The organism is Mesorhizobium sp. M7A.F.Ca.US.014.04.1.1, from assembly GCF_003998745.1.
GTDB classification, from domain to species: domain Bacteria; phylum Pseudomonadota; class Alphaproteobacteria; order Rhizobiales; family Rhizobiaceae; genus Mesorhizobium; species Mesorhizobium ciceri.
The window spans coordinates 1-15876 of sequence record NZ_RZRW01000069.1; the positions used below are offsets into that span (position 1 = coordinate 1).

Below are 15876 nucleotides of genomic sequence, written 5' to 3' on the forward strand. Positions count from 1 at the left end.
CGCACCTTTCGTGCCGCCGACGATGATCCAGCGATAGCATTGCCGTTTCGCCAGGACATTGGCGGCGCGCAGCGGCTCGATGACCGAGCTGAACGCCATCATCGGAAAACCTGGGAACACCAGCACGGCGAAAGTGAGGGGTTCAGTGGGCTTGGGTGGTTCGCGCGTGGCCATGGGGCGCTACATTTCGGGCAGATGGGGTTCGGGGTCAATTGGCCGGTCCATCATCATGAGACGTCCGCGCGCCGCCCCTTGCCCTTCCTCTCCCTCGTCGATCGGGGGAGAGGTGTCGAGCGAAGCTCGACGGAGTGGGGGTCGACCCTCGCCGCGCGCCCTGAGGTCTCTTGCTCGTCAGATTGTGCCTGTCTTGCGGCGACTGCGCGTCTGCGAACGCCTTCCCCCACTCCGTCTCGGCTTCGCCGAGCCACCTCTCTCCCCTCCGGAGGGAAAGGAAAGGAGCCAAGGCAGGGCGATGAGGGGCAACGCTGAAGTTGCAAGTTGATTAAGCTTCTAACCCGCCAGCGCCTGCTCCAGATCCGCAATCAGATCATCGCCATCCTCGATCCCCGCCGACAACCTTACCAGCGAATCCGATATGCCGATCTCGGCCCGTTTCTCCGCCGGTATGGAGCCATGCGTCATCAGCGCCGGGTGTTCGATCAGGCTCTCCACACCGCCGAGGCTTTCGGCGAGCGTGAACAATTGCGTGCGTTCGAGGAACTTTTTGGTGCCGGCTAGGTCGCGGTCGAGCACGGCTGTGATCATGCCGCCGAAGGCATGCATCTGCTGGACGGCGACGGCGTGCTGCGGGTGGCTGGCGAGGCCGGGATAGATGACGCGGCGGACGTCGCGGCGCGCTTCCAGCCATTGCGCGATCTTCAGGCCGTTGGCGGAATGGCGCTCCATCCTGAGCGCCAAGGTCTTGAGGCCGCGCAGCGCCAGAAAACTGTCGAACGGGCCCGAAATGGCGCCGATGGCGTTCTGCAGGAATTTCAGCTGGGCGGCCAGATCCTTGTTGTCGCCGACCACGGCGACGCCGCCGACCATGTCGGAATGGCCGTTGAGATATTTGGTCGTCGAATGCACGACGATGTCGATGCCGAGCTCCAGCGGCCGCTGGATATAGGGGCTGCAGAAGGTGTTGTCGGCGACCGTGAGAATCCCCTTGCGCCTGGCAAGTGCGGCGACGCCTTCGAGGTCGACGATGCGCAGCAGCGGGTTGGTGGGGGTTTCGACCCACAGCATTTTCGTCTCGGGCCGGATCGCGGCCTCGACGGCGGCAAGGTCGGTGAAGTCGACGAACGAGACCTGCAGATCGGCCGAGCGTTTGCGCACCCGCTCCATCAGCCGGAAGGAACCGCCATAGATGTCGTCGGTGGCGACGATATGCGCACCGGAATCGAGCAGCTCCAGCACGGTGGCGATCGCCGCCAGCCCTGACGCGAAGGCGAACGCGGCCGAGCCGCTTTCGAGGTCGGCCACCGCGCGCTCGAAAGCAAAGCGCGTCGGGTTCTGGCTGCGGGCATATTCAAAGCCCTTGTGCACGCCGGGCGATTGCTGGCCATAGGTCGAGGTGGCGTAGATCGGCACCATCACCGCGCCGGTCAGCGGGTCGTGGCTCTGGCCGCCATGGATGGTGCGCGTCGAGAAAGCCAGACGGTTTTTCCCGGCTGGCGGAGTATTGCTGGTCATCGTGCGCGCCTCAGATGGTTGATCAGATCGATGCGGGTAATCAGGCCGACGAATTCGTCGCCGTCGAAGATGATGGCGACCTCGTTGCGGTCGAACACCGGCAGCAGCGCGTCCAGCGTCTGGCTGGCCTGCAGCGTGTGCAGGTTGGAGGTCATGGCCGTGCGCACCGGGCCGTTGAAGCGCTCCCAGCGGCCGTCATAAGGGCCGTCGACCTTGGCCAGTATGTCGCTTTCGTCAACGATGCCGACGAGCTTGCCATTGTCGAGCACCGGCAGCTGCGAGACATCGGAGCGGCGCATGCGGCCATAGGCATTGAGCAGGCTTTCGTCCGGGCCGACATAGACGGTGTCGCCGGTGCGGTGCGAGCGCATCACCAGGTCGCGCAGATCGCCATGCTGCTCGTGCTCGGCCAGCCCCTGCTCGGCCAGCCAGAAATCGTCGAACACCTTCGACAGGTACTTGTTGCCGCTGTCGCAGACGAAGGTGACGACGCGTTTGGGCACCGTCTGCTCGCGGCAATAGCGCAGCGCCGCCGACAGCAGCGTGCCCGAGGATGAGCCGGCAAGGATACCTTCCTTGGACAAGAGGTCGCGCACCGCCAGCATGCTCTGCTTGTCGGGGATCGAATAGGCCTTCTTGACCAGCGACAGATCGGCATTGGGCGGCACGAAATCCTCGCCGATGCCTTCCACGGTCCAGCTGCCGGCCTCTTCCATCTTGCCGGTCTTGATCAGCGGCGCCAGCACCGAGCCGACCGGATCGGCCAGCACCATTTCGGTCTTCGGCGACACTTTTGCGAAGTAGCGGCCAAGCCCGGTCAGCGTGCCCCCCGAGCCGACGCCGACCACCACGGCATCCACATCACCGTCGAGCTGCGAAAAGATCTCCGGGCCGGTGGTGGTTTCATGCGCCAGCGGATTGGCCGGGTTGGCGAACTGGTTGGCATAGAAGGCGCCGGGCGTTTCCGCCGCGATCTTCTCGGCCATGTCCTGGTAATATTCGGCATGGCCCTTGCCGACATCGGAGCGCGTCATGCGCACTTCGGCGCCGAGCGCGCGCAGGTGCTGGATCTTTTCGCGCGACATCTTGTCGGGCACCACCAGCACGATGCGATAGCCCTTGGGGATGCCGACCTGGGCAAGGCCAAGCCCGGTGTTGCCGGCCGTCGCCTCGACAATGGTGCCGCCGCGCTTGAGCTTGCCCTGCTTTTCAGCCGCGGCGATCATCGACAGCGCGATGCGGTCCTTGATCGAGCCGCCGGGATTCTGGCTTTCGAGCTTGATGAACAGCCGGCATTTGCCGGTGTCGAACTTGGTCAGCTCGACCACCGGCGTCTGGCCGATCAGGTCGAGCACCGACTTGTAGGGCGGACGCAGGCGGGACAATTCGGCTTCCGAGGGGGCACTGTCCAGTGTGGCGATCTCATGCTCGCTCATATCGATGCTCCATGACCAAGCGACCGCCTCTGGGCAGGGCGGCAGCGTAGCCTCTTTTCCAGCCCTTTGCAGTCGGAAAGAAGATAGATCGTGCCAATCAACCGGCCAGATGCGGAATGAAATTCCGGTTTGTGCCTCAAGGGCTTGGAGGGTGTGTTGAGATTCAGGTCAGGCCGAGCCGAAAATGGCAGATTCCGAGAACCGGAGCAGAGCGTACTTTTGGGTACGTGAGCACCGGAAGCCACAGGAAGCCGCATTTGCAGGCCGGCATCACCTGAATATCGACACAGCCTACCCCAGCAGCTGCTTGCTCAGCCTCGCACACTGCACGCGGATATCGGGGATGGCGTCGATCTCGAAGAAGGTGCCGCGCGTCAGCGGGCCGACGGCGAGGATCTTGGCCGAAACGGTTCCGTCGCCGGCGATGATCTCGCATTTGGTCGATACGTCGAGGCCGATGCGCAGCGGATCCGGCCTTGCCAGGCCGCGGTCGACCAGCGAGCGCACGACGCTGTTCGACGAGGTCGAGATGTCCCTGACGATGCCAGAGCAATCGTAGATGCGGGCAACCTCGAAGGTCTCGAGACGCTGCGTGTGACGCGACTGGACCTGGACGGTGAATTCGCCGTTGCGCGCAATGTCGACGACGCGGCCGGCGACCAGGCGGATGCGGCCGGATTGCACGGCCTCGGTGACACGGGCGTAGACCTCGGGCGCCATGCGATGGCGGTGGATGTCCCACCAGGCCTTGGTGTGCTCGACGAAGCGGCGTTTGGCGGAAGCCGGCCAGTTCTGCCAGATCTTCTGGTTGAACGGCCGCAGCCCGTCGACGACGTCACGCCAGTCGATGCCGGCCTTCTGGTTTTCCTTGATCAGGTCGCGGAACCAGCCGACGAAATAGGAGAGCTGCGTGCCGAGCGGAATGTCGGCGACGTCGAGCTTGATCGGATTGCCCTTGCGATGCGGCGAGGGCAGCAGGCCGCGCCTGGACACAGCTATGATGTCGCCGCGATGGCCGCGTTGCTCCAGCGCCAGGAAAGCATCGACCATGCTGAGGCCGGTGCCCAGCACCATGACGCCGGCGCCGGGCGGAAGTGCTGTGTCGGCTTCCGATCCCATCCTGATGGCATGGCCTTGCGCCGGCTCCTCGTCGTGGCCGGTGGCCAGCACGGCGAGATGCGCAACGACGCTGGTGCCGTTGGCCAGCGCCACTTCGACGCCGGAGGCGGTGGGCGTGATCGAGAGGCTTTCCTCGCGGATCAGCCGAAGCCGACCGCTCTGCTTTTCCCGCGCTTCCAGATCGACCAGCAACTCGCCGAGATAGCGGGCATAGATGCTGCGTGGCGCATAGAAGGGCGCCTCCTCAGCCGTTGCCAGGCCGCGTTCCTGAAGCCAGCGCCAGAAATTGCCGGGATCGTCGGCATAGGCGCTCATGCCGGCGGCGCTGACATTCAGTACATGCGCCGACAGCAGCGTCGAATAGGCGATGCCCTGGCCGAAATGCGGGCGCCTTTCGATCAGCGTGACGCGCAGGTCGGGATTGGGCGACTTCAGGAGATGCGCGGCCAGCACGACGCCGCTGGCGCCGCCACCGACAATGATGATGGAGTTGGCGCGCCCGGTCATAGGCATGCCTTCGCTCTGCGCAGCGCCAGTGTCAGGCCTGGACCTTCACCGCGACCGGCAGATCGCCGATGCCGACCGACAGGTCGTCGAGAGAGATATCGCGCATTTCGGCGAGGCTGCGCTGATCGAGCACCTCGGCGATCGCCTGCCGGACCTCGAGCATCAGATGTCGGACTTGGCATCTCGCCTCGTTGCAATCTTCACAGCGCTGGTACTGGGTGCGGCTGGCGCAGGGGATCGGCGCCAGCGGACCGTCGAGGACGCGCACCACATGGCCGACCTTGATCTCGTCGGCGGGGCGCGCCAGGCGATAGCCGCCATCCTTGCCCTTGCGGCTCTGGACGAAGCCGGCATTGCGCAACTCGCCCAGGATGGCGTCGAGAAATTTCTTCGGGATGTTGTTGCCGGTGGCGACGTCGTTGACGAAGGCGAGCTGCCCGGCCGGCAATCGCGCGAGGTGGACAAGCGCCTTGAGGCCGTACTTACCTTTTTTGGTGAGCATGAGATCAAATTTTCTCTGGCATGCGACGGCATGGAACCATCGGTTGCAAAACGCCTGGCGTGCGTTGCCGCCGCGTCCAAGCCCGCATGACACATAAATTCTAGTGACATGATGTACAAGCCGAGAACTTCTGATTTTGCTTCGTTTTCAAGCCGCGCGGGCCATTTTGACTAGCCTTTGTGCCCACAGGGACACAAAAGCGCACGAGTTTGGGGGCGCGATCATCGCGATATGGTGACTGCTCATCGTCGCCTCCAATCTCAATGTCGATAAGATTACTATACTTACCCTCGAACACGCGGAATGGGTTGTCAAATCGGCGGTTATTTGAGGCATGAATTTGCCTGGAAGAGGCCGGAAGCGGGAATTCTAGTTCGCGGTGGGCGTAGGCGGAGCCATCACCGCAGTTCAGGAGGTTAAAGGTCGGTGGAACAGAGGGGGGCGCTGGCCCGCCGGCGTCGAAAGGCCTGCCCTGTGGCGACACTCTGCCCCACCGCAACCACCCTATCCGCCTCACCACCTCACCATCGACAGCTTTTTTCTAACAAGCCCGCCTTGGTTGGAAGGATTTAACTCTACAAGAACCATAGAATTAGCTGACTATTATGAAGCATTCCGGTTTTTCTCTTTTCAGGAGCCCTTCATGTCCACCATTTCGCGACGCATTCTTCTGCTCTCGTCGGCGGCACTTGCCGGTGCGGCCTTCCTCGGCCCGGCCCTTGCCAACGACCTCAAGATCACCATCGGCTACCAGACGGTGGTCGAACCCTCGAAAGTGCCGCAGGCCGACGGCGCCTATGAAAAGGCGACGAAGGCCACCATTGATTGGCGCAAATTCGATTCCGGCGCCGATGTCATCGCCGCGGTCGCTTCCGGTTCGGTCGATATCGGCTATGTCGGCTCGAGTCCGCTGGCGGCGGCGGCGAGCCGCGAGTTGCCGATCCAGACCATCTTCATCGTCGGCCTGATCGGCGAATCCGAGGCGCTGGTGGCACGCAACGGCGCCGGCATCGAGAAAATCGCCGATCTCGCCGGCAAGAAGGTCGCCGTGCCGTTCGTCTCGACGACGCATTACAGCCTGCTCGCAGCACTGAAGCATGAGGGCGTCGATCCGAAGTCGGTCGAGATCCTCAATCTCCGGCCTCCGGAAATCGCCGCCGCCTTCTCGCGCGGCGACATCGACGCCGCTTATGTCTGGGATCCGGCGCTCGGCCAGATCAAGACGACGGGCAAGGTGGTGGTGGATTCCTCGCAGGTCGCCGCCTGGGGCGCGCCGACCTTCGACGCCTGGATCGTGCGCACCGACTTCGCCGAAAAGAACCCGGAAGCGGTGCGCGACTTCGTCAAGGTGACGGGCGCGGCATATGCCGAGTTCCTCGCCAAGCCCGAAGCCTGGTCGGTATCGTCGCCGCAGGCGGCCGCGATCGCCAAACTCACCGGCGCCAAGCTGGAAGAAGTGCCGCAGCTGCTCAAGGGCTATGTCTTCCCGACGCTGGAAGAGCAGGCCTCCGACAAATTCCTCGGCGGCGGCACGGTCAAGGCGGTCGAAGCGACATCCACCTTCCTCAAGGAGCAAGGCAAGATCGACGCCGTGCTTCCCGACTATTCGAAATACGTATCGTCGAAATACGTCACCGAGGCGCTCGCCTCGAACTAGTACTCGCTTAACGCAATTCCGGACGGAAAACCGCTTCACGCTTTTCCTGGAATTGCTCTGAACGCGCGCGGATCTTTTTCCCTAACGCCGCGTGCTGACTGCCCCGGAACCGCTGACGAGGGCCGGGGCAGTCGGATTTCAACGAACCGCGAGGCATCCATGCCGCATCTCGTGCTCGACCCGCATCTCGTACTGGACAAGGTCTCGATCCACTATGACGGCCAGGCAGCGCCTGCGGTCGAGCGGGTGTCGATCGATGTCGCCAAGGGCGATTTCGTCGTGCTGGTCGGCCGTTCCGGCTGCGGCAAGACCTCGCTGCTCAACGTCGCCGCCGGCCTTGTCGCGCCGGCGCGCGGTACGGCTTCAATCAACGGCAAGCCGATCACAGCACCTGGCTCGGACCGGGCGGTGGTGTTCCAGAACGATGCTTTGTTCCCATGGCTGACGGCGCGCGAAAACGTTGCCTTCGCGCTCAGGCTGCGCGGTGTCGCTCCGGCCGAGCGGGCGCGGCGCGCCGATGAGCTGCTGGCGCTGGTGAAGCTCGCCGACGCCGGCGACAAGTGCATCTGGGAGCTTTCCGGCGGTATGCGCCAGCGTGTCGGCCTGGCCCGGGCGCTCGCCGCCGAACCCGAATTCCTGCTGCTCGACGAACCGCTCGGCGCGCTCGATGCGCTGACGCGCGAGCGCATGCAGACGACGCTGCTCGATCTGTGGACGGCAAGCGATGTCGGCGTGCTGATGGTGACGCATGGCATCGAGGAGGCGCTGGTGCTGGCCACCCGCATCGTCGTGCTGGCGCCTGGCCCGGGCCGCGTGGTGCAAACTTTCGAACCGGGCTTCTCCAGGCGCTACGCATCGGGCGAGGCCATCCGCACCATCAAGGCCGACCCGGCCTTCGCCGCGGCGCGCGGCGAACTAACCGACGCGATCTTCGAAGGAGAGGCGGCATGACCGTTACCTCCTACACCGAGCGGCCGGGACACAAGGTCGACGAGGCCGACGGCCTGTCGGTGCCGTGGTCGCGGTCCAGCCCGAAACGCAAAGGCGTTTCCGCGCGCGCGGTCAGCGTGGTGACCATCCTGGTGGTGCTGGCGCTGTGGGCGCTGTCGGCCCGCCTGCAACTGGTGTCGCCAGTGTTCCTGCCCTCGCCGGTTGCGGTGTGGAACAAGTTCATCACCGTCGCCCGCGACGGCTTCGTCGATGCGACGCTGCTGCAGCATGCCGTCGCCAGCCTGGGCCGGGTTTTCGCCGCGCTGGTCGCCGCCATCCTCGTCGGCGTGCCGGTTGGGCTCGCCATCGGCATCAGCACGATCGGGCGCGGCATCTTCGATCCGCTGCTGGAGTTCCTGCGGCCGATCCCGCCGCTCGCCTACCTGCCGCTGGTCATCATCTGGTTCGGCATCGGCGAACCGTCGAAGATCCTGGTGATCACTATTTCCATGCTGGCGCCGGTGGCATTGTCGACCGCGTCCGGCGTTCGCGGCGTTTCGCAGGAACGCATCAATGCGGCGCGCTCACTGGGCGCTACTCAGCGCCAAGTGGTCCGCCATGTCATCCTGCCCAGCGCGCTGCCGTCGATCCTGACCGGCCTGCGCATCGCGCTCGGCGCCGGCTGGTCGACGCTGGTCGCCGCCGAACTGGTGGCGGCGACGCGCGGGCTTGGTTTCATGATCCAATCGGCCGCCCAGTTCCTCGTCACCGACGTGGTGGTGATGGGCATATTGGTGATCGCGGCCATTGCCTTCGTGCTGGAATTCACCCTCCGCAGGATCGAGCGCGTGCTCGTCCCGTGGGCGGGACGCGAATGATTGGGAATCAGAAGAGCAGGAGAGAATGACGATGACCCATTCCACCGCCGTGCTGTTCGCCCAAGCCGGCAATTGGCTTCTCGCCTGGACCAGGGAAAGCCAGCCGCTTGAACAGCAACCGAAATCGCCAACGCCGGTCCGCTGGGACGCCGAGCGCGACCGCCTGCCGCCACGCGACGAGAGTTTTTACTGGGCCTGGCAGTACTGGTCGCAGTGAGGGGATTGGCGATTGGCACTAGCCCCCGCGTCTTCGTCATCCTAGGGCGAGCAAGGGCGAAGCGACGCAGCGCAGACCCCAGGATGACGAATTCCAGGTAGCCAAAGAAGATAATTCCCATTCTCCCCTCTAACTCGCAAAATCATTCCTCTACTAAATTTATAGAATTACCTAGCCTCATCCATCTTCCAACCGGCGAGGCCATTTCCGGCGCCGATCCGCAGCGAAGGAGAGGGATCAATGTTCAATCTAACGAGACGTGTTTTCGGCATCGGCCTGCTGGCGGCGACGGTTGCCGTGTCGTCCGGCGCCACGGCGCAGGAGCTGAAGCAGTTCAGCATCGGCTATCAGAAGACCGGCCTGCCGGTGATCGCCAGGCAGCAGCAGGTGATCGAGAAGGCACTTGAAGACAAGGGCGTGACGGTCAAGTGGGTCGAGTTCACCGCCGGTCCGCCGCTGGTCGAGGCGCTCAATGTCGGCGCCATCGATGTCGGCTGGACCGGCGACGCGCCGCCGATCTTCGGCCAGTCGGCCGGTGCCAACATCGTCTATGCCGCAGCGCTGCCGTCGAATGGCGAGGGCGAGGCGATCTTCGTCAAGCCGGCGTCGCCGATCCAGTCGGTCGCCGATCTCAAGGGCAAGCGCGTCGGTGTCGGCAAGGGCACCAGCGCGCACAATCTGCTCGTCGCCGCGCTGGAGAAGGCCGGCATCCCGTTCGACCAGATCACGCCGGTCTATCTCAGCCCGGCGGATGCGGCCGCAGCCTTTGCCAGCGACCAGATCGATGCCTGGACCGTCTGGGATCCGTTCTTCGCCATCGCCGAAACCCGCTACCAGCCGCGTGTGCTGGCCCGCTCCAGCGAGGTGCTGAAGGTCAACACCTATTTCCTCGCCAACAAGGACTTCGCCAAGGCGCATCCCGAAACCGTCACCACAACGATATCAGCCTTGGGCGAGGCGGCGAAATGGGCCGACCAGAACCGCGACAAGGTGGCCGCGGCGCTGCATGAGGTGACCGGCGTGCCGCTCGACGCGCAGATCATCGCCGCCAACCGCACCAAATTCGGCGTCTTCCCGATCACCGACGAGATCATCGCCGGCCAGCAGGCGACCGCAGACCGCTTCTTCAAGCTCGGGCTGATCCCGAACGCGGTCCGCATCTCCGACGCGGTGTGGACGGCACCCGGCAACTGACTTGTCCCCTGACGGCGCCGGATGAGAACGCCCGGCGCCATTTGCGTTCGCACCCATATCTCCAGGAGATCCGCCCGTGACTGTGCCAGACATGACCGCGCCTGCCAGCACCGCACCGCTCGATTTCTTCTGGTTCATCCCGACGCATGGCGACGGCTCCTATCTCGGTTCCGAGGAGCAGCAGCGGCCGCCCGAATTCGGCTACTTCAAGGAGATCGCGCAGGCGGTCGACCGGCTCGGCTTTCCCGGCGTGCTGTTGCCGACCGGCCAGAATTGCGAGGATTCCTGGATCACCGCGACGGGCCTCGCGACACTCACCGAAAAACTGAAGTTCCTGGTCGCGCTGCGGCCGGGCGTGACGCTGCCGACTTTCGCCGCACGCCAGACCGCCGCCCTCGATCGCTTGAGCAATGGCCGCCTGCTGCTCAATGTCGTGGTCGGCGGCAACCCGACCGAGCTCGCCGGCGACGGCGTCTTCCTGCCGCATAACGAGCGCTATGCCCAGGCGCATGAATTCCTGACCATCTGGCGCGGCCTGGTGTCCGGCGAGCGGGTCAATTTCAACGGCAAATATTACCGCGTCGAAAATGGCCGCCTCGACCTTCTGCCGCACCAGGAACGGCCGCCGCTCTATTTCGGCGGATCGTCGGATGCCGGCCAGGACCTCGCCGCGGACCTCGTCGACATGTATCTGACCTGGGGCGAACCGCCGGCGCAGGTCGCCGAGAAGCTGGCCGCGGCGCGCGCAAAGGCGGCGCGGCGCGGCAGAAAACTGCGCTTCGGCATCCGGCTGCATTTCATCGTGCGCGAGACCGAGGACGAAGCCTGGCGCGCCGCCGACCGGCTGATCAGCCATGTCACCGACGCCCAGATCGAAAACGCGCAGGCGCGCTTCCTCAACCAGATGGATTCGGTCGGCCAGCGCCGCATGTCGGAGCTGCATGGCGGCCGCCGTGACAGGCTGGTGGTGTCGCCCAATCTGTGGGCCGGCGTCGGGCTGGTGCGCGGCGGCGCCGGCACGGCGCTGGTCGGCACGCCGGAACAGATCGCCGGGCGCATCCGCGAATACCAGGCGATCGGCATCGATACCATCATCGGCTCGGGCTATCCGCATCTCGAGGAGGCCTACCGCGTCGCCGAGCTTCTGTTTCCGCAGCTCGGGCTCGGCACCAGGCGGCAGCGGGCGCATGAGAACATCGCCAACGAATTCTCGGTCGGCTTCCAGGGCGCCAACCGCCTGCAGGCTTCGTCATGAGCTTTTCCACGCGCCTGCATAGCAACGCCATCGGCTGGCTGCTGCCGGCGCTGATCATTGCCGGCTGGGAGATTGCCAGCCGCGCCGGCGTCATGCCGGCCAACGTGCTGCCGGCGCGCAGCGCGGTCGCCGAGGCCTTCTGGCGGCTGACGCTGTCGGGCGAACTGATCCGCAACATCGGCGTCTCGACCGCGCGCGCCCTTGCCGGCTTTGCCGTCGGTGGCTCCATCGGTTTTGCGCTTGGCCTTGCCAACGGGCTGTCGACGCTCAGCCGCGGCCTGACCGACACGACGCTGCAGATGATCCGCAACATTCCGCATCTGGCGCTGATCCCGCTGGTCATCCTGTGGTTCGGCATCGACGAGGAAGCCAAGCTGTTCCTGGTGGCGCTCGGCGTGTTCTTTCCGATCTACGTCAACACGCTGCTCGGCATCCAGAGCGTCGACCCACAGCTGGTCGAGATGGGCCGCGTCTACGGCATGGACCGGCGCGCCCTGTTCTTCCGCGTCATCCTGCCCGGCGCGCTGCCGTCGATCTTCGTCGGCCTCCGCTATGCCCTGGGCATCATGTGGCTGACGCTGATCGTCGCCGAAACCATCTCGGCCAGTTCGGGCCTCGGCTACATGGCCATGCAGGCGCGCGAATTCCTGCTGATCGATGTCGTCGTGCTGTCGATCCTGATCTACGCGCTGCTCGGCAAGCTCGCCGACAGCCTCGCCCGCCTGCTCGAGCGTTTGTCGCTTGGCTGGCATCCGGCCTTCCAGAACGGATGAGAGATTGCCCATGACCGCCGCCAGCCTGACCGCAGCCCGTTCCTTCGTCGCCACGCCGGTGCGGCCGATCGGCTCCGTCGAAGGACAGCGGGCCTTTGCCTTCAGGCATGCCGGCAAGCGCTTCGGCGACAAGACCGTGCTCGACGGCATCGACCTGGACGTGCCGGCCGGGCAGTTCCTCGCCGTCATCGGCAAGAGCGGCTGCGGCAAGAGCACGCTGTTGCGGCTTCTGGCCGGGCTCGACCGGCCGACATCGGGATCGCTGTCCTTCGGCGTCGAAGAGGAAGGACACAGCCGCACGCCCTTCATGTTCCAGGAGCCACGGCTCCTGCCCTGGGCCAGCGTGGTGAAAAACGTCGAGGTCGGGCTGACCGGCATCGCCACCGGTAGCGAAGCGAGGCACCGCGCGCTCGACATCCTCGGCGAGGTCGGGCTTGCCGACCGGGCCGACGAATGGCCTTCGGTGCTGTCCGGAGGTCAGAAGCAGCGCGTGGCGCTGGCCCGCGCGCTGGTCGGCCACCCGCAGATCCTGGCTCTCGACGAGCCGCTCGGCGCACTCGACGCCCTGACCCGCATCGAGATGCAGCAGCTTCTGGAACGCATCTGGATCGCGCAGAAGTTCACGGCCGTGCTGGTCACGCATGATGTCGCCGAAGCGGTCGCGCTCGCCGACCGGGTCGTGGTGATCAGTGAAGGCCGGGTCGCGCTCGATCTGGATGTGCCCGTGGAACGGCCGCGCCGGCGCGGTTCGGTGGAGCTGGCCCGGCTGGAGGGCAAGATTCTGGATCGGCTGTTCGGGTAGGGCTGTCGGGGGCAGGGCCCTGGAGGACCGCCTTCCCCCACTCCGTCGCAGCTTCGCAGCACCACCTCTCCCCCCCTCCGGAGGGAGAGGAAAGGAGCCAAGGTCGGCGAGCTCGCGCTTTTCCTCTCCCCCGTCGATCGGGGGAGAGGTGGCCCGAAGGGCCGGAGTGGGGTCGACCTTTCATCAAGCTCACCCGCTTGACCGGTTCGCCCACACCAACCCGATCAGCCCGACCAGCATGGTGACGACGCCGATATAGAGCCATTGCGACTGGCCGGTCATGAAGCTGCCGCCGACAACGCCGATGCCTTGCAGCGACCACAGCGCGCCGACGGCAAGCACAATCAACGCCAGCAGATTTTTGGTCAGCCTCATTGCCGGATCTCCCTTTTGAAGTCGATTGGTTACAGCATCGGGACCGCGATAAAAGAGCCAAAGGAAGTGGCCCGGCCGCGCCGAGCTCTACTTGGATATTAATGTTCGATCTTGTCAAACGGATGCCCGATAGCAACACAAAGATCATCGTTGATTGATCATCGCGTGCCGGAAAATCCCTGACAGACTGTTACCCAGCGACTCCAAACGTGTGCCATTGCCACGGAACCGCCAGATCACTGCCGCATTTCCCGCCTTATTTGGCACCTAACGGCTGGGGTCTGTCAAAAACGGAGCCATCCCCCAAATATGAAGAACCCAAAACAGACCGCGATTGTCGCGGTAACGATCGCTGCTGGCCTGATGGTCGGCGCTTCTTCGGCGACCGCCGCCGCCCAGTGCGGCCGCGCCTCGTGGTACGCCCTGCACTCCAGAACCGCCTCGGGCGAGCGCATGAACCCGTCGGCGATGACCGCCGCGCATCGCACCTTGCCTTTCGGCACCAAGCTCAGGGTGACCAACAAGAACAACGGCCGCAGCGTCGTCGTGCGCATCAACGATCGCGGTCCGTTCATCAAGGGACGCGTGCTCGACCTGTCGAAGGGCGCGGCCGGCCAGCTCGGCTTCATCGGCTCCGGCCACACTTCCGTGTGCATGGCGCGCGTCTAGAGCTTCCTGTGTCCGGCAAGGGCCGGACACATTACCTACACATTTCGCAGCCGCACACTGAGCCGGCTGGCACCGTTCGGCCCCGATTTCCATGGCCTTGAACCAAAGAAGCATTGGTCACGCAGCGTGACGTATTGCATCGCAGCAATTAGTTGTTAACTTCCCCGCGAGACATTTAGGCTCGGCGCTGCTCGTCGTGCCTTCGGTCGCAGGCAGCAGCGGGGTTTCTCGATGTTCTACCAGCTCTATGAGATGAACCACGCCGCCCTGCAGCCGGCGCGCCTCTATGCCGACGCGGTGCGGATGTTCTACTCCAATCCGCTCAATCCGTTTTCCCACACGCAATGGGGCCGTTCGATCGCGGCGACGGCCGAACTGTTCGAGCGCACCACGCGCCGCTACGGCAAGCCGGCCTTCGGCCTGAGCAAGACCGTGGTCGACTGGAAGAGCGTCGAGGTCGCCGAGAAGACCGTCTGGTCGAAGCCGTTCTGCAATCTCGTGCGCTTCGAGCGCGCTGTCCCCGCCGGGCGCAAGCCCGATCCGAAGCTTCTGATCGTGGCGCCGATGTCGGGCCATTATGCGACGCTGCTGCGCGGCACGGTGGAAGCGATGCTGCCCTATGCCGACGTGCACATCACCGACTGGGTCGATGCCCGCATGGTGCCGCTTGCCGACGGCCAATTCGATCTCGACGACTACATCGACTATGTCATCGACATGCTGCACACGCTCGGGCCGGACACGCATGTGATGGCGGTGTGCCAGCCTTCCGTGCCGGTGCTGGCCGCCGTGGCGCTGATGGAATCCAAGGGCGACCCGTTCGTGCCCTCGACGATGACGTTGATGGGCGGGCCTATCGACACGCGCAGCAACCCGACCGCGGTCAATCTGCTGGCGCAGGAAAAAGGCATCGACTGGTTCCGCGACAATGTCGTGATGCATGCGCCGTGGCCGGTGCCAGGCTTCGGCCGCGAGGTCTATCCAGGCTTCCTGCAGCTGTCCGGCTTCATGAGCATGAACCTCGATCGCCACATCATCGCCCACAAGGACTTCTTCATGCATCTGGTGAAGCATGATGGCGACAATGCCGAGAAGCACCGCGATTTCTACGACGAGTATCTGGCGGTCATGGACCTGACGGCCGAATTCTACCTGCAGACCGTCGACACCGTCTTCGTGCGGCAGGCCTTGCCAAAGGGCGAGATGACGCATCGCGGCACCAGGATCGATCCGTCGGCGATCCGCAACGTCGCGCTGTTCACGGTCGAAGGCGAGAACGACGACATATCAGGCCTTGGCCAGACCAAGGCAGCGCATGATCTTTGCCCCAATATCCCGGCTGAGCGGCACGCCCACTACATGCAGCCGGCGGTCGGCCATTACGGCGTGTTCAACGGTTCTCGCTTCCGCTCCGAAATCGTGCCGCGCATCGTCGACTTCATCACCAGCTACGGCCGCCAGGAGCGTGTCGCGGCGAAGCCGAAGCTGGTCCGCGCCGCCAAGAGATAATGCACGTCGTCCAAAATTGCGGGTTTTGGGACGATGATTTGCATAAAACCAAGCTTAACGGCGACAAGCCATGCGATTGACCGGTAAAAGCCGGCTGGCTGGCTGATTCTGTTGCACAAGTGCCGCTGTCCAGCCCCTCGGGTAACCATGCCGACAATCCGACCGTCGTCGTAATTGACACGGACTGTAAATCCCCCTTAACCTTTCGTTAATAACAAAGGGTGAGCGGGGACAATGATTTCCTCATCGATGGCGCGACGGCTGCGCGTGTATGTGGCGGCCGGGCTGGCAATGACGGCGGGCTGGGTGGCACCGGCCTTGGCGGGTGGAGCGATGGCGACCTTGGGGCTCACCTCGCAGC

At 64.4% G+C, this 15876-nt stretch carries 15 protein-coding genes and 1 pseudogene; 10 read left to right on the forward strand and 6 right to left on the reverse strand.

Annotated elements, in window-relative coordinates; all coding sequences use genetic code 11:
* The 5 genes and pseudogenes from EOA22_RS38690 to EOA22_RS07325 form a co-directional block, all read right to left on the reverse strand.
* Positions 1–174, reverse strand: a pseudogene (locus EOA22_RS38690) (GlxA family transcriptional regulator); the annotation flags it as partial.
* A gap of 336 nt (positions 175–510) precedes the next feature.
* Positions 511–1692 carry a PLP-dependent aspartate aminotransferase family protein gene (locus tag EOA22_RS07310; RefSeq protein WP_063169614.1) on the reverse strand — a complete coding sequence of 394 codons (1182 nt, stop codon included), beginning with the start codon at positions 1690–1692 and terminating at the stop codon, positions 511–513.
* On the reverse strand, positions 1689–3128 hold the full coding sequence (locus EOA22_RS07315; protein WP_063169613.1) for a pyridoxal-phosphate dependent enzyme: 1440 nt from the start codon (positions 3126–3128) through the stop codon (positions 1689–1691). Before EOA22_RS07315 ends, EOA22_RS07310 begins: the two co-directional genes overlap by 4 nt.
* A 291-nt stretch (positions 3129–3419) precedes the next feature.
* Positions 3420–4754, reverse strand: a complete 1335-nt coding sequence (locus EOA22_RS07320; RefSeq protein ID WP_013528704.1) for an FAD/NAD(P)-binding protein — start codon at positions 4752–4754, stop codon at positions 3420–3422.
* A 31-nt stretch (positions 4755–4785) separates the two neighbouring features.
* Positions 4786–5256: an Rrf2 family transcriptional regulator gene (locus EOA22_RS07325; protein WP_063169612.1), complete on the reverse strand. Its 471-nt coding sequence runs from the start codon at positions 5254–5256 to the stop codon at positions 4786–4788.
* A 643-nt stretch (positions 5257–5899) separates the two neighbouring features.
* Between EOA22_RS07325 and tauA the strand changes: the two genes are divergently transcribed.
* From tauA to EOA22_RS07365, 8 genes are all read left to right on the forward strand, one after another.
* The gene (gene tauA, locus EOA22_RS07330; protein ID WP_024502228.1) at positions 5900–6913 is read left to right on the forward strand and encodes a taurine ABC transporter substrate-binding protein; all 1014 of its coding nucleotides are present in this window, start codon (positions 5900–5902) and stop codon (positions 6911–6913) included.
* A 159-nt stretch (positions 6914–7072) separates the two neighbouring features.
* Positions 7073–7864, forward strand: coding sequence for a taurine ABC transporter ATP-binding protein (locus EOA22_RS07335; RefSeq protein ID WP_013528707.1), 792 nt, complete (start codon positions 7073–7075; stop codon positions 7862–7864).
* Entirely contained in the window at positions 7861–8721 is an 861-nt protein-coding gene (locus EOA22_RS07340) for an ABC transporter permease subunit (protein ID WP_063169611.1), read from the forward strand. The genes EOA22_RS07335 and EOA22_RS07340 overlap by 4 nt, the downstream gene beginning before the upstream one ends.
* Positions 8722–8752: 31 nt before the next feature.
* Entirely contained in the window at positions 8753–8938 is a 186-nt protein-coding gene (locus tag EOA22_RS07345; protein ID WP_013528709.1) for a hypothetical protein, read from the forward strand.
* 240 nt (positions 8939–9178) lie between these two features.
* Entirely contained in the window at positions 9179–10132 is a 954-nt protein-coding gene (locus EOA22_RS07350; protein WP_127224153.1) for a sulfonate ABC transporter substrate-binding protein, read from the forward strand.
* A gap of 91 nt (positions 10133–10223) precedes the next feature.
* Positions 10224–11387, forward strand: a complete 1164-nt coding sequence (ssuD, locus tag EOA22_RS07355) for an FMNH2-dependent alkanesulfonate monooxygenase (RefSeq protein WP_164755303.1) — start codon at positions 10224–10226, stop codon at positions 11385–11387.
* A complete protein-coding gene (locus EOA22_RS07360; protein ID WP_127389904.1) occupies positions 11384–12160 on the forward strand; it encodes an ABC transporter permease subunit in 777 nt (258 codons plus the stop codon). The genes ssuD and EOA22_RS07360 overlap by 4 nt, the downstream gene beginning before the upstream one ends.
* 10 nt (positions 12161–12170) lie before the next feature.
* Positions 12171–12962, forward strand: coding sequence for an ATP-binding cassette domain-containing protein (locus tag EOA22_RS07365; protein WP_127389905.1), 792 nt, complete (start codon positions 12171–12173; stop codon positions 12960–12962).
* 189 nt (positions 12963–13151) lie between these two features.
* Here the strand turns inward: EOA22_RS07365 and EOA22_RS37650 are convergent, their stop codons facing one another.
* Entirely contained in the window at positions 13152–13337 is a 186-nt protein-coding gene (locus tag EOA22_RS37650) for a hypothetical protein (protein WP_024502222.1), read from the reverse strand.
* A 309-nt stretch (positions 13338–13646) separates the two neighbouring features.
* On the opposite strand from EOA22_RS37650, the gene EOA22_RS07375 reads away from it, so the two are divergent.
* Positions 13647–14006: a septal ring lytic transglycosylase RlpA family protein gene (locus EOA22_RS07375; protein ID WP_013528714.1), complete on the forward strand. Its 360-nt coding sequence runs from the start codon at positions 13647–13649 to the stop codon at positions 14004–14006.
* A 231-nt stretch (positions 14007–14237) separates the two neighbouring features.
* Positions 14238–15515, forward strand: a complete 1278-nt coding sequence (locus tag EOA22_RS07380) for a polyhydroxyalkanoate depolymerase (protein WP_063169608.1) — start codon at positions 14238–14240, stop codon at positions 15513–15515.
* Positions 15516–15876: the final 361 nt, after the last annotated feature.

What these genes read in the sequence shown, in the direction of transcription:
- EOA22_RS07310 (WP_063169614.1), bottom strand. Translation starts at nt 1,692, where the DNA reads ATGACCAGCAATACTCCGCCAGCCGGGAAAAACCGTCTGGCTTTCTCG.
- EOA22_RS07315 (WP_063169613.1), bottom strand. Translation starts at nt 3,128, where the DNA reads ATGAGCGAGCATGAGATCGCCACACTGGACAGTGCCCCCTCGGAAGCC.
- EOA22_RS07320 (WP_013528704.1), bottom strand. Translation starts at nt 4,754, where the DNA reads ATGACCGGGCGCGCCAACTCCATCATCATTGTCGGTGGCGGCGCCAGC.
- EOA22_RS07325 (WP_063169612.1), bottom strand. Translation starts at nt 5,256, where the DNA reads ATGCTCACCAAAAAAGGTAAGTACGGCCTCAAGGCGCTTGTCCACCTC.
- tauA (WP_024502228.1), top strand. Translation starts at nt 5,900, where the DNA reads ATGTCCACCATTTCGCGACGCATTCTTCTGCTCTCGTCGGCGGCACTT.
- EOA22_RS07335 (WP_013528707.1), top strand. Translation starts at nt 7,073, where the DNA reads ATGCCGCATCTCGTGCTCGACCCGCATCTCGTACTGGACAAGGTCTCG.
- EOA22_RS07340 (WP_063169611.1), top strand. Translation starts at nt 7,861, where the DNA reads ATGACCGTTACCTCCTACACCGAGCGGCCGGGACACAAGGTCGACGAG.
- EOA22_RS07345 (WP_013528709.1), top strand. Translation starts at nt 8,753, where the DNA reads ATGACCCATTCCACCGCCGTGCTGTTCGCCCAAGCCGGCAATTGGCTT.
- EOA22_RS07350 (WP_127224153.1), top strand. Translation starts at nt 9,179, where the DNA reads ATGTTCAATCTAACGAGACGTGTTTTCGGCATCGGCCTGCTGGCGGCG.
- ssuD (WP_164755303.1), top strand. Translation starts at nt 10,224, where the DNA reads ATGACCGCGCCTGCCAGCACCGCACCGCTCGATTTCTTCTGGTTCATC.
- EOA22_RS07360 (WP_127389904.1), top strand. Translation starts at nt 11,384, where the DNA reads ATGAGCTTTTCCACGCGCCTGCATAGCAACGCCATCGGCTGGCTGCTG.
- EOA22_RS07365 (WP_127389905.1), top strand. Translation starts at nt 12,171, where the DNA reads ATGACCGCCGCCAGCCTGACCGCAGCCCGTTCCTTCGTCGCCACGCCG.
- EOA22_RS37650 (WP_024502222.1), bottom strand. Translation starts at nt 13,337, where the DNA reads ATGAGGCTGACCAAAAATCTGCTGGCGTTGATTGTGCTTGCCGTCGGC.
- EOA22_RS07375 (WP_013528714.1), top strand. Translation starts at nt 13,647, where the DNA reads ATGAAGAACCCAAAACAGACCGCGATTGTCGCGGTAACGATCGCTGCT.
- EOA22_RS07380 (WP_063169608.1), top strand. Translation starts at nt 14,238, where the DNA reads ATGTTCTACCAGCTCTATGAGATGAACCACGCCGCCCTGCAGCCGGCG.